This is a genomic window from Streptomyces dangxiongensis (assembly GCF_003675325.1).
Taxonomy (GTDB): Bacteria; Actinomycetota; Actinomycetes; order Streptomycetales; family Streptomycetaceae; genus Streptomyces; species Streptomyces dangxiongensis.
In genome coordinates this window covers 5,196,260-5,209,203 of the sequence record NZ_CP033073.1, presented here as the reverse complement: position 1 = coordinate 5,209,203, position 12,944 = coordinate 5,196,260, and the positions used below count along the sequence as shown (strand labels likewise).

The following is a 12,944-nucleotide window of genomic DNA, read 5'->3' as shown; positions in this document are numbered from 1 at the left end:
CCGTGACCCCTGGTCCGCACCCGATCGGACCAGGGGTTTCCCGTCCCTACTCGGCACCCGAACACCTGACCTTTAGTCCCGTCTTGTCCGTATTCTTCGACGGCCGTGTAACAGCGGTTAGAGGACCGCCCCGGCGCGGGAATCCCCCCGCCATGACGCACGACGCCCCGCTCTCCCCCCGCTCCCCGAGCCACCTCTCCGACGTCCGGCGCCGGGTCCTGACGGCAGCTCAGCTCCGCACCCACGGTGTGACACCGGCCGAGCAGGCCGAGCAGTGCCGACCCGGCGGCCCCTGGCGGGAACTGCTGCCGAACGTCGTCCTGCTGCACCCCGGCCCGCCGACCGGCGAGGAACGGCTGCACGGGGCGCTGCTGTACGCGGCCCGCGCGGCGACGCCGGGCGTCCCCGTCCAGCCGACGTCCCGGTCCCCGCACGGCCCGGGGTACACGGAGGCGGTGCTCACCGGCCCGGCGGCACTCACCCTGCACGGCTTCTCCTGCACCCCGGCGCTGCACGCCCTGGACCGGGTGGACGTCCTGGTCCCGAGGCTGCGCCGGCTGCGTTCCACGGGCTACGTCCGTGTCCTGCGCACCCCCGTCCTGCCGGTGCCGCACCCGGTGTCGGGCCTGCCGGTGGCGCCGGTGCCACGGGCGCTGGCGGACACGGTGGCGCAGCTCACGGACGCGCAGGCGGTACTGCGGCTGCTGACCGAGGCGGTGCGCGGGGGGCACTGCGAACCTGCGGCGGTGGTGCGGGAGCTGACCCGGGCGAAGCTGCTGGGCCGGGCGTGTGTGGTGGACGCGGTGGACTCGCTGGTGGCCGAGGGCCGCTCGGCCGCCGAGGAACGCCTGTACCGGATGGTCCGCGAGTACGGCCTGCCCGACCCGGTGTGGAACGTCGACCTGCGGTTGCCGGGCGGACCGCACCTGGGCGGACTGGACGCCTACTGGCCGGACCAGGCGGTCGCCGTCGAACTGGACACGCGCGCGCCCCGGCCGGGCGGCCGGGCGGACGACGACGCGCTGTGGTCGGAGTACGCCCGCAAGCGCGAGCACCTGGAGCGGCTGGGCATCACGGTCGTGCACACCACCCCGAAGAAGCTCCGGGACTGCCCGGAGCAGCAGGCGGCGGTGGTGCGGACGGCGCTCATGGCGTCCGGCGACCGCGATCCGGCCGCGCACGTCGTGGTGCTGCCCCGGTAGCCGGGGACGGGGATGGCCTCACGGCGCGACGGAGGGCGGTGCGGTCACCGGCGGGTGGCTCGGACGCAGCGAGGCACGCAGCGGCTCCAGCGACGCGCACAGGGCCGTAGGGAACGCGGGCTCCGCGCGCCGCACGTCCCGGCAGCCTCCGGCCGCGCTGTCGAGGAGCGGCACCCATCCGGACTTCCCCGCCCGGAAGAACCAGCGGGCGCCCAGCCGGGACGAGCAGCCGGGCGCCGACGTGTCGTCGCATGCCGGCCCGGTGCGCCACGAGAGGTCCAGCACCAGCCACTCGCCGTCGCACCGCTCGGAGTCCCGGTAGGTGTGGTTCGGCACGTCCGCCGCGAGCACCGCCTGGTCGTAGGAGGCGGCGGTGCACCCGGTCCTCGGCGGGTCGCAGCCCAGCGGCCCGCACCGGCGCAGCGCGGGGGGCTCGGCTCCGTGGCGGGTGAAGTGCGTGTAGTGGTCGACGATCACGTCCAGCCCGCCCAGCGGCTTCGGCAACGTCACCCGCGTGGTGGCGGGCTTCTCCCGCGTGCACCCCGAACCGCGGTCCATCGACGGGGACGAGTAGGTGACCTCCACCCACACGGCACCGTTCACCCGGTCGGTGGCCACGGCCCTCAGGTGACGGACACAGGCCGCCGCGCCACTGGGCACCGGGACGTCGACGCTGAGCGTGCGATCGTCGGCGCCGACGCGGACGGCGGTGACCGAGGAGGGCTGCATCGTGGTCCACGGCAGGTGCGCGCCGGCCCGCCGGCCGCCGCACGCCCCGAGCAGCAGCACGGCGACCGCGCCGAGCAGGGCGGTCACGACCACGCCACGCCGTCTTCCGTTTCCGCCGGACCGTGCGGTCACTGGGCATCCCCCCTGATGCGCCGACACGGCTCCGCCGTGGCGGGCGGGGCCGTGCGCCACGGTACCCGCCCGGTTCCGGGGACGGGTCAGGGGGCCGGGACGGTGGTCAGCAGAACTCCGCCCGCACCACCGCGTCCGGGTCCCCGGTCCAGTCCGCGTTCAGGTTCAGGGCCAGGGAGTGCCGGCCGTCCGCGGTCGTCACGGCGGCCGACCCGGAGCCGTGGATGCCGCCGTCATGGCCCCAGACGTGCACTCCGCAGTCCAGCACGGTCTCCTGGAGGCCGAGGCCGTAGCCGGCGCGGGGCACCTCGGCGCCCTTCACGGTGGTCTTCATCTCCGTGAGCTGCCGCGGCGGCAGGAGCCTCCCGCGCAGCAGGGCGCTGTAGAAGCGGTCCAGGTCGGCGGAGTCGGAGATCATCTCGCCCGCGGCGGAGGCGAAGGACGGGTTGAGGTCCGTGACGTCGTAGGTCGGGCCCGTCGCCGTCTCGGCGAGCTTGCCGTAGGCACGGCTGCTCGGCCGCGGGACGGTGACCCTCGTGCCGGGGACGGAGGTGGCCGTCAGGTGCAGGGGTTCCAGGATGCGGCGGCGGATCTCCGTGGCGTACGGGTGGCCCGTCACCTTCTCGATCACCATGCCGGCCAGGACGTAGTTGGTGTTGGAGTAGTGCCAGGAGGTGCCCGGGGCGAAGTACGGACTGTGCCGCATCGCGATGGCCACCAGGTCCCGCGGGGCGAGGGTGTCGTAGCGGTGCCGCAGGAAGCCGTCCTTGAGGAAGTAGGTGCGGGTGAAGTCCTCGTCCTCCGTGTAGTTGTGGATGCCGCTGGTGTGGTTGAGAAGCTGCCGGACGGTGATCGCGTGGCCGTCGTGGCCGTGGCCGCGGACGACGCCCGGCAGCCACGCGTCCACCGTGTCCTCCAGGGAGAGCCGGCCCTCCGCCTCGAGCTGGAGAAGGACGGTGGCGACGAAGGTCTTGGTGATGCTGCCGACGCGGTAGCGGTCGGCGGCCGAACGCGGCGCGTCCGTGCGGGTGTCGCCCACGCCGGCGGTCGCCGACCAGGTGCCGTGGGCGTCCTTCACGGTGGCGGTCACGCCGGGCACGCCGTCCCGGACGACCGCCTCGACGGCCTCACGGGTCGCGGCGTGGCCGTGCCCGTGGCCCCGGCCGTGGCGGGCGGGGCCGGCCGCCGCCACGGCCGGGGCCGCGAGGGCCACGGAGAGGAGCAGGGCGGCGGTGCCCGCCAGAGTCGTCCGTACGCGCATGTCTTCCCCCAGGGGTGGATCCGGTGTGGTCGCGGGAAAGGACCGCGGCCGGGGCGCGGGGGTTGCGCGGACCGGGCCGGTTGAGTGAGTCTCAGCCCTTCTTGAGCACCAGCTCCGTGTTCCGGTCGGCCGCGTGGCCCGCGAGAGCCTTGTTGGCGCCGGGGGCGTTGTAGGACAGCTCACGGTAGAGCGCGGCGAGGCCCGTCTGGGACAGGTCGGCGTAATCGGTGCGGTGCGGGGCGGCGGCCTCGATCAAGGTCGTGAACACGGAGATCGTGCCGTCTTTGTTGTCGACCAGCTCGATGACCCGGGCGAGCTGGGGGAAGTCGACGTGCGAGGCGGTGGAGATCTCCCAGAAGGAACGGCCGCCGGAGGCCTGGTGCGGGGTGACGACGTTCTTGTGGATGTGGCCGTTCACCCAGGCCAGCACATTGGTGTGGGCGCACAGCACGGAGATCACCTCGGCGCCGCCGTGCCGCTTCTCGCCCGGACGGGCCGGGTCGGGGCGGGTGTTGGTCATCGTCGCGCTGGTGTGATGGCTGAAAACGACGGCGTAGGAGTCGTTGTGCTCCTTCAGCGTCCTGTCGAGCCACTTGAGCTGGGCGGTGCCGATGGAGCCCTCGTAGTGGCCGCCGGCGCCGGTGGTGTCGAGGCTGATGCCGATGACGTCGTCGGAGATACGGAAGGCGTAGTACTGGGTGCCCGAGTCCAGGTTGGCCGAGGAGTAGCCGTGTCCGACCGGGCCGGCGCCCTGGTGGGCGGGGTCCAGATGGGCCTTGAGGTAGTCCCCCTGGGTGTAGGGGGCCCGCTTCTCGTCCGGCGTGACCGGGCGCATGGAGCGGGCGTGGGCCTTGAGGAAGTCGCGGTAGCCGGTGCCCCGGGGGTCCTTCGCGTTCTTGATGGCGTCCTGGAGCTTCTTGGCGTCGGCGGCGGGGACGCTCAGCAGCTTGCGGCCGCCGATGGCCGCCTCGGTGAGGTAGGGGTCGCCGTGGGAGCCGTAGCAGCCGAGCGGGAGGGCGTCGTGGTTGCCGGCGGTGGAGTACCAGGGCAGGTCGAGGCCGGGGCTGCGCACCTCGCGGATCGCGGCGGCCAGGAAGCCCTTCAGGTAGGGGAAACCGAGCGCCTTGTCGTGGTCGCGGGCGCCGGAGCCGGGCTGCCAGTACAGCGGGAGGCCGCTGTTCTGCACGCCCTCGTAGTGTTTCGGGTCACCGGAGTTGGGGGTGATGCGGCCACCGCTCATCACCTTCATGAACCACTCCAGTTCGGAGTGGGCGTTGTTGTCGGTGTTGTCGCCGGTGGTCATCACGAAGTGCAGCGGGGCTCCGGTGACGGGGGCGCCGCGCAGCGCGTTGACCCGCTCCACCAGGGAGACGGCGCCGGGCACGGTGAGGGCCTCGTGCGGGCGCCAGGCGTGCACGTCGTGGGAGCGCAGGTACTCCAGGCGCAGCGGGTGCTGGACGTCCATCAGATGCAGGTCGGTGAACTGCACGAACGCGGCGAGGGCCGTACGGCGGGCGGCGCGGCCGGACCGGGGTGCCGCCAGTTCGGTGCGCACGACCCGCTGCCAGCCGGGCCCGTCGCCGAGGCGGCGGTAGCCGGAGCTGTTCCGCGGGGTGGCGACGGAGGCGACGGTGGTGCCCTTGGTGAAGGGGGTGAGCGGGGTGGTGGCGGCCTGCCGGGAGTGGGCGACGGGCGTCTGCGCCCCCGCCCCGGCGGGGGTGGTGGCGGCCTGGCTGTCGGTGGGGTGGAGGGCGTAGCCGGCGCCCGCGGAGAGCGAGACCGCTCCGGCGGCGGCGAGGACGGTGCGGCGGTTGACCCCCGCGGCAAAGGCGGCGACAGAGCGTGTGCGCGACATGGCGCGATCTCCCCGGGTGCGAACGCGTCGGCAGTGGTCGCGGGCCGTCACGGACGCGAACGCCCCGCTCACCATGGATCGTTGGCAGCGGGAATGACCTGCGCGTGAACGCGGTGGCAACGCGTGACGCCGATCACCGTACGTGGATCACGGGGTACCGGGCGCGGTCACGAAGTGGATCGCGGGCCGCCGGAGACCGGTCACTCCCCGTTCATCTCCCGGGGCAGGAGGAGGTCTTCGGACCGGGACCGGCCGAACCGGCGCGCGCGGCCGGGGCGTTGGCCGTCGGCGGTCTCGCCGTCGCGGACGGTGCGGTGGGGGTGGCCGCCGACGCGGGGAGGGCTGGTCACCTCGGCGCGACCTGCTCGCCTGCACCGACGGGCTGGGGGTGTGGCTCGCGAGCAACGGGCTGACCGGGGCCCATCCGGCCGGCGCGGAGGCGCTGCGCCATCTGTGCGCGGCACGCGAGGCGCTCACGGCCGCGGTCGACGGGTCGCCGCAGCAGGCGGCGCCGCTCGTGGACGCCGTCCTGGCACACGGCCGGATCCGGGCCCGGCTCACCGCCGAGGGCCCCACCGAGGAGCCCGAGTTCGCCGACCCGTCCTGGGGACCGGCCTGGCTGGCCGCCCGCAGCTATCTGGACCTGCTGAGCCGGGCCCCGGAACGCATCCGCGTCTGCTCCGGCACCGGCTGCGTCCTGCACTTCTTCGACACGTCCCGCAACGGCACCCGGCGGTGGTGCTCGATGGCCGCGTGCGGCAACCGGGCCAAGGCGTCCCGGCATTACGCCCGCTCCAAGGAGAACTGAGGAGATCCCGGCCGGACCGGGACGGACCGTCGCACATCCCATCGCGGGTTTTCCCCATACATTCATATCGATTCGGTCAACGGACCCCAAAACAAGGGCCCTTGGGTGAAGCTGAGCGCTCTCGTCCGCTCGTTCCTTTACCTGAGGGATGCCGATGACCCACACGCCCGAGCGTGATCCGATACCCGGCCCGAGACGCCTGACCCGCATAGCCCTGGCCGTGGGTGTCGTGGCCGCTCTCTCCGCGGCCGGACCGGTACCGCTGGCCCTCGCCGCGGACACGCCGCCCGCCCCGGCCACCACCGGCCCCGGCGTCAAGTCCGCCGACGACAAGCTCGGCCCCGACGACGCCGCCCTCCTCGCCGACGCCAAGGCCGACGGCGACAAGACCGTCACCATGATGATCGCGACCTCGCCCGGCAGGACCGAGCAGGTCGCCGGAGAACTGGACGCGGTCGAGGGCGGCCTGGTCGGCCGCACCGACGACAAGCTCGGCTACGTCCGCGCCACCGTCCCCACGGGCAGGGCGGAGACGGCCATCGCCGCCGCCGCGAAGCTGTCCTCCGTGCGGGCCATCGACCTCAAGCAGGAGATCCCGCTCGACGACCCGGCACCAGCACCCCACGGCGCCAAGTCCCCCGCCGGCAAGGCCGCTTACCCGGGCCCGGACCGCGGCACCCCGACGGAGAACCCGTACAACCCGTCCTTCGAGACCGGTGCCGTCGACTTCGTCGCGGACCACCCGAAGGCCGACGGCCGCGGCGTCACCATCGGCATCCTCGACTCCGGCATCGACCTCGGCCACCCGGCACTGCAGAAGACCACCACCGGCGAGCGCAAGATCGTCGACTGGGTGACCGCGACCGACCCGGTCACCGACGGCGACGGCACCTGGCGGCGGATGACCACCGCCGTCTCCGGGCCCTCCTTCTCCGTCACCACGCCCACGCAGGGCACCGAGAAGTTCACCGCGCCCGAGGGCTCGTACAAGTTCAACTACATGTACGAGTCCGCCACCGCCGGCGGCGACGAGAAGGGCGACCTCAACCGCGACGGCGACACCACCGACGCCTGGGGCGTGCTCTACGACCCGGCCGCCGGCACGGTCCGCGTCGACACGAACGACAACCTGGACTTCACCGACGACACGCCGATGAAGCCCTACAAGGACGGGTACCAGGTCGGGTACTTCGGCACCGACGATCCGGCGACGGACGTCGCCGAACGCGTCCCCTTCGTGGTCGAGACCCGCAAGGACGTCGTCTACAACTCCTCGGGCGCCAAGGCCGACTACGTCAACATCGGCGTCATCGAGTCCGAGCACGGCACCCACGTCGCCGGCATCACCGCCGCCCACGGCCTGTTCGGCGGGAAGATGAACGGCGCGGCCCCCGGCGCCAAGCTCGTCTCCTCGCGGGCCTGCACCTGGACCGGCGGCTGCACCAACGTCGCCCTCACCGAAGGCATGATCGACCTCGTCACCAAGCGGGGCGTCGACATCGTCAACATGTCGATCGGCGGCCTGCCCGCGCTGAACGACGGCAACAACGCGCGCGCCGAGCTGTACACCCGGCTCATCGACACCTACGGCGTCCAACTGGTGATCTCCGCCGGCAACTCCGGCCCCGGCGCCAACACCATCGGCGACCCCGGCCTGGCCGACAAGGTCATCTCGGTCGGCGCGGCCATCTCCAAGCAGACCTGGGCCGCCAACTACGGCTCGGCCGTGGAGACCAGGTACGCGATGATGCCCTTCTCCTCGCGCGGCCCGCGCGAGGACGGCGGCTTCACCCCGACCCTGACCGCGCCCGGCGCCGCCATCAACACCACCCAGACCTGGCTGCCGGGCGCCCCGGTCGCCGAGGCGGGCTACACGCTGCCGGCCGGCTACTCCATGCTCCAGGGCACCTCGATGGCCTCCCCGCAGGCCACCGGCGCCTCCGCGCTGCTGCTGTCCGCCGCGAAGCAGAAGGGCATCGACCTGACGCCCGCCGGGCTCCGCACCGCGCTGACCTCGACCGCCGACCACATCAAGGGCGTACAGGCCTACGAGGAGGGTGCGGGCCTCATCAACGTCGTGGACGCGTGGGAGTCGGTCGAGGACGGCGCCTCCGCCCACGACTACACCGTCAAGGCACCGGTCGACACCGCGATGGACGGCGCCCTGAAGACCCCGGGCTACGGCACCGGCCTGTACGACCGCGAGGGCGGCCTGAAGGCCGGGCAGAAGAAGACGTACGACATCACGATCACCCGCACCTCCGGCCCGGACCAGGCGGTCCGGCACGAGCTGCACTTCGAGAACAACGCCGGCCACACCTTCCGGATCGTCGGCGACGACGTGGTGCGGCTGCCGCTGAACCAGCCGGTGACCGTCAAGGTCCGGGCGGCCCCGGCGTCGGCGGGCATCAAGAGCGCGATCCTGGAGGTCGACGACCCGCGGACCGAGGGCATCGACAAGCAGGTCCTCACCACGGTCGTCGTCGCCGACCCGGTCCACTACGCCTTCTCGGCGTCGGACTCGGTGCAGCGCAACAGCACGCGGTCGTACTTCCTGACCGTGCCCGAGGGCGCGAAGTCGCTGGAGGTCGCGATCGGCGGGCTGCGGGACAAGAGCCAGACCCGGTTCGTCGCCATCCACCCCTACGGCGTCCCGTCGGACAACACCGGCACCCCGTACTGCTACAACAACTACCTGGACGGCAACGGCTGCAAGCCGGACGTGCGCGCGTACGCCGACCCGCAGCCCGGCGTCTGGGAGGTCGAGGTCGAGGCCCGGCGCACCTCGCCGCTGCTCGACAACCCCTACCGGCTGGACGTCTCCGTCCTCGGCGCCGCCTTCGACCCCGAGACCGTGACCGTCCCCGAGGCCAAGGCCGGTACGCCGACCGCCGCCTCCTGGAAGGTCACCAACACGTACGCGGCACTGGACGGCAAGCTCATCGGCGGCCCCCTGGGCTCCGCCAAGACGGCCCGCCCGGCCATCAAGGAAGGCGAGACGCAGACCACCACGGTCGACGTCCCGGCCGGCGCCACCTCGCTCGACGTCGCCATCGGCGGCGTCTCGGACGCGGCGGCCGACCTCGACCTGATGGTGTACGACTCCGCGGGCAAGGAGGTCGGCAAGTCCGCCGACGGCGACTCCGAGGAGGCGGTCTCCGTACCGTCCCCGGCCGCCGGCACCTACACCGTCCAGGTCGTGGGCTACTCCGTCCCGTCCGGCTCGACCGGCTACGACTACCGGGACGTGTTCTTCTCCACCGCGCTCGGCTCCGTCACGGTCGACGACTCGGCACCGGTCAAGCTCGGCACGGGCGACTCGGCGACGGTGACCGGCCAGGTCACGGCCGCCGCCGAGGCCCCGGCCGGCCGGGAGTTCTTCGGCCGCGTGCAACTGGTCAACGCCCACGGCACCGTCGCGGGCACCGGCAGCGTGAAGATCGGCAAGGTCACCCCGTAACGAGGTGACACAACCGGGGGGCGGGCGTCCGACGGGACCCCCGCCCCTTTCCTCCACCGCCCCCACCGGCCCCGCCAGGGGTCCTCGCCGGTACGGGCCCGCCCAGCCCCGGCCAGGGGCGCGGCACAGGTCACCGGCCCTGCGGCGCCCGGCTTCCCGGCTTCCCGGCTTCCCGGCTCACCGTGGTCCACGTCCGCGTGCCCCTGCCCCTGCCCCCGCCCCGCGACTTCCCTCGTCCGCCGTGACGTCATGACGTCTCCTTTCAGCGCCGGTCCTGGGACGTGGGGGCGGTGTGGACGTTCGGGGCCACCGTTCGCGGCATAGCGGGTCAGGGGCAGGACGTGTGCCGGGATCCGGGCAGGGTGTCGGTGATCCAGGCGCGGGCGGCGGCCACCTGGGCGTCACCGAGGGCCCACACGCTCGCCTCCTCCTCACCCCGGCCGACCCCGACCACGACGCGCTGTCCCGTGCGCGGCGCCGGCTGCGTGCCGCCGTCCAGCAGGAAGGCGACCTCGGCCGGGCCGCGCGCGGGCTTGTACGAGCGGAGCACGGTCAGCGTGACCCGGCTGGCCGGGGAGTCCGGCAGCCGCCGCACCTTCGCCACGGTGCCCTCCACCACCAGCCGGGAACAGGCCAGCTCGCGTTCCGCGTCCGCCGGGCGCCCGCCGTCCCCGGCCCCCTTGCCCGCGGAGTCGGCGGCGCTCTTGGACGAGCCCCCGCTGTCGTCCGCGCCGCCGCCGGCCCGCGTCACCAGCCAGCCGAGACCGAGGACCAGGGAGAAGGCCGCGGCCCCGGCGAGCGAGCCGAGCGCGATCCGCAGGGCCCGCCGCGCCCCGGGCGGCCGCCCGGCGGGCCTGGTGCGACTCCGGCCACGGCGAGGGACGCCCCCACCCGCCACGCCCCCTCCCGCACCTCCGGGGCCCCCGGCCCCGGTGCTCCCCGCCCCCCGCGCCTCCGCACGCCCGGCCACCGCCTCGCCGGCCACCGCCTCGCCGACCACCGCATCCCCGACCGCCGCACGCCCGGCCACCGCCTCGCCGACCACCGCATCCCCGACCGCCGCACGCCCGGCCACCGCCTCGCCGACCACCGCCTCGCCGACCACCGCATCCCCGACCGCCGCGCCCCCGGCGACCGCACGCCCGGCCACCCGCTCACCGGCCGCCGCGTCCCCGGTGCCCGCAGGCCGAGCCCCGCCGTCCCCGGCCACGGCAGGGCCGGCCCCCGCTTTCCCGGCCACCGAACCCCGGACCCCCGCGCCCTCGCTCGCGCGTTCCCCCGTGAGCGCCTCGGCCAGCCAGTGGAGTCGGTCGCGCAGGAGCGCCACGTCGGCCTCGGCCGCGCGGTGGCCGGTGCGGAAGGCGGGGTCCCGGTGGGCCTCCTCCGGGAGGGGGTCGCCGGTGATCGCGGCCATGAGGGCGTCCATGCCGCCGTACTCCCCGGCGCCGTCCGCGCCCCGCGCACCGTCCGCGCCCTCGTGTTCGGCGGTCATGTCACACCACCTCGTCCTCGTGCAGCCGGTCGCGCAGCGCGCGGACCGCCGTGTGCAGCCTGCTCTTGACCGTGCCCTCCGGGATGCCCAGCTCTCCGGCGATGTCCCGCACGGGCAGGTCGGCGAAGAAGCGCAGGACGACCACCTGCCGCTGGGCGGCGGGCAGTTCGTCGAGGCCGCGGGCGACGGCGAGGGAGAGCAGGCTGGTCTCCTCGCCGGAGGGGTGCGCGGGCTCGCGCAGCGCGGCGAGCCGCTCCCCCAGCCGTTCCCGGCGCCGCTTGGCCCGGTGCCAGTCCATGGCCAGGTTGGAGGCGACGACCGCCGCCCACGCCGACACGTCCCGCGGTGCCTCACGACCGCTCGCGGCCCGCTCCAGCAGCCGCAGTCGGACCTGCTGCACCCCGTCCGGCAGGTCCGACTGCGGCACTCCGCCGAGCGCGAGCACCGCCCGCACCCGGCGTTCCTGGGCCGCGTCCAGTGGATCGCCGACGGTACGGTCCCCGCCGTCGGCGTACGCCCCCTGGTCGCGGCGCGCCCTTCCGCGCAGCACAGGCCACCCCCTCACGCGTCTGCCCCTACGACGCGGCGGCGGGCCGGAACGTTCAGCCGGCGCCGCACGCTTGCAGAGGCGTACGTCACACCCTCGTATGGCCGGGATCCCCTCGGGCAGGGGCGGGACAGCACAGCTTGCGGCGCGTGCCCCTGGGGGAGGGAATATCTCCAGCTCAGCGGGGTGCCGGACGGACGGACGGAACTGTGCGCCGGTGAATCGTGTCCCACTCCTCGGGCACGCGCGGCAAAGAACTGGACAGGTGGGCCGGGGTTCGCCGCATGATGGAAAAGCCCCGGTCGGGCAAGAGACACGTAGAGGGAGTCGCTGTGAGGGTCGGAATCGTCGGAGCCACCGGTCAGGTCGGCACGGTCATGCGCAGGATCCTCACGGAGCGCGACTTCCCGGTGACGGAGCTGCGCCTGTTCGCCTCGGCCCGTTCGGCCGGGACCGTGCTGGACGGCGTGACGGTGGAGGACGCGGCGAGCGCCGACTACACCGGTCTGGACATCGTCCTCTTCTCCGCGGGCGGCGCGACCTCCAGGGCGCTGGCCGAGAAGGTCGCCTCCCAGGGGGCCGTCGTGATCGACAACTCCTCCGCCTGGCGCACGGACCCCGAGGTCCCGCTGGTGGTGTCCGAGGTGAACCCGCACGCGATCGCCGACCGCCCCAAGGGCATCATCGCCAACCCGAACTGCACCACCATGGCCGCGATGCCCGTGCTGAAGGTGCTGCACGAGGAGGCCGGGCTGGAGGCGCTGGTCGTCGCCACCTACCAGGCGGTGTCCGGTTCGGGTCTCGCGGGCGTGGCGGAGCTGCACGGCCAGGTGCAGAAGGTGGCCGCCGAGGCCGACCGGCTCACCCACGACGGCGCGGCGGTCGACTTCCCCGAGCCGCAGGTCTACAAGCGCACCATCGCCTTCAACGTGCTCCCCCTCGCCGGCAACATCGTGGACGACGGTCTGAACGAGACCGACGAGGAGCAGAAGCTGCGCAACGAGTCCCGCAAGATCCTGGAGATCCCCGGGCTGAAGGTCTCCGGCACGTGCGTGCGCGTCCCGGTCTTCTCCGGCCACTCCCTCCAGGTCAATGCCCGTTTCGCCCGCCCGGTCAGCCCCGAGCGCGCGACCGAGCTGCTCGGGAAGGCCCCGGGTGTCGCCCTCTCCGACATCCCCACCCCGCTCCAGGCGGCCGGCCAGGACCCGTCGTACGTCGGCCGTATCCGCCGCGACGAGACGGTGGACAACGGCCTCGCCCTGTTCATCTCCAACGACAACCTGCGCAAGGGTGCCGCGCTGAACGCGGTGCAGATCGCGGAGCTGGTGGCGGCGGAGCTGTCGAGCCGGTAACGCCCGTCCGTACCGCGCGGGTCGTACGTCCCGTAGCGCGCGGATCGTATGCAAGGGGCGGCCGGGAACGGCCGCCCTTTTTGTGTGTCCCCGCCCCCTCGGGGGC

General features: G+C 73.7%; 9 protein-coding genes and 1 pseudogene. 4 read left to right on the top strand and 6 right to left on the bottom strand.

Features of this window, described 5'->3' with window-relative positions:
* The first annotated feature begins 152 nt into the window (after positions 1–152).
* Positions 153–1,202 (top strand): hypothetical protein, encoded by a 1,050-nt coding sequence (locus tag D9753_RS23445; protein WP_121788780.1) that lies wholly within the window; start codon positions 153–155, stop codon positions 1,200–1,202.
* An 18-nt stretch (positions 1,203–1,220) separates the two neighbouring features.
* Here D9753_RS23445 and D9753_RS23440 read toward each other — a convergent pair whose 3' ends face one another.
* From D9753_RS23440 to D9753_RS36655, 4 genes are all read right to left on the bottom strand, one after another.
* On the bottom strand, positions 1,221–2,024 hold the full coding sequence (locus D9753_RS23440; protein ID WP_338057988.1) for a hypothetical protein: 804 nt from the start codon (positions 2,022–2,024) through the stop codon (positions 1,221–1,223).
* A gap of 145 nt (positions 2,025–2,169) precedes the next feature.
* A complete protein-coding gene (locus D9753_RS23435) occupies positions 2,170–3,324 on the bottom strand; it encodes a serine hydrolase domain-containing protein (protein ID WP_121788779.1) in 1,155 nt (384 codons plus the stop codon).
* 91 nt (positions 3,325–3,415) lie between these two features.
* Positions 3,416–5,179: a TIGR03767 family metallophosphoesterase gene (locus tag D9753_RS23430; protein ID WP_121788778.1), complete on the bottom strand. Its 1,764-nt coding sequence runs from the start codon at positions 5,177–5,179 to the stop codon at positions 3,416–3,418.
* Positions 5,180–5,379: 200 nt separating this feature from the next.
* The gene (locus D9753_RS36655; protein ID WP_163010551.1) at positions 5,380–5,529 is read right to left on the bottom strand and encodes a hypothetical protein; all 150 of its coding nucleotides are present in this window, start codon (positions 5,527–5,529) and stop codon (positions 5,380–5,382) included.
* Positions 5,530–5,534: 5 nt separating this feature from the next.
* Here D9753_RS36655 and D9753_RS23425 point away from each other — a divergent pair.
* A pseudogene (locus tag D9753_RS23425) lies at positions 5,535–5,987 on the top strand (CGNR zinc finger domain-containing protein); the annotation flags it as partial.
* Positions 5,988–6,141: 154 nt separating this feature from the next.
* Positions 6,142–9,447, top strand: coding sequence for a S8 family serine peptidase (locus tag D9753_RS23420; RefSeq protein ID WP_121788777.1), 3,306 nt, complete (start codon positions 6,142–6,144; stop codon positions 9,445–9,447).
* 328 nt (positions 9,448–9,775) lie between these two features.
* On the opposite strand, the gene D9753_RS37150 is transcribed toward D9753_RS23420, so the two are convergent.
* Positions 9,776–10,939, bottom strand: coding sequence for a hypothetical protein (locus D9753_RS37150; RefSeq protein ID WP_205614237.1), 1,164 nt, complete (start codon positions 10,937–10,939; stop codon positions 9,776–9,778).
* 1 nt (position 10,940) lies between these two features.
* A complete protein-coding gene (locus D9753_RS23410) occupies positions 10,941–11,489 on the bottom strand; it encodes an RNA polymerase sigma factor (protein ID WP_121788776.1) in 549 nt (182 codons plus the stop codon).
* A 329-nt stretch (positions 11,490–11,818) separates the two neighbouring features.
* Between D9753_RS23410 and D9753_RS23405 the strand changes: the two genes are divergently transcribed.
* Complete coding sequence (locus D9753_RS23405; RefSeq protein ID WP_121788775.1) at positions 11,819–12,838, top strand: aspartate-semialdehyde dehydrogenase; 1,020 nt, start codon at positions 11,819–11,821, stop codon at positions 12,836–12,838.
* The last annotated feature ends 106 nt before the right edge of the window (positions 12,839–12,944 follow it).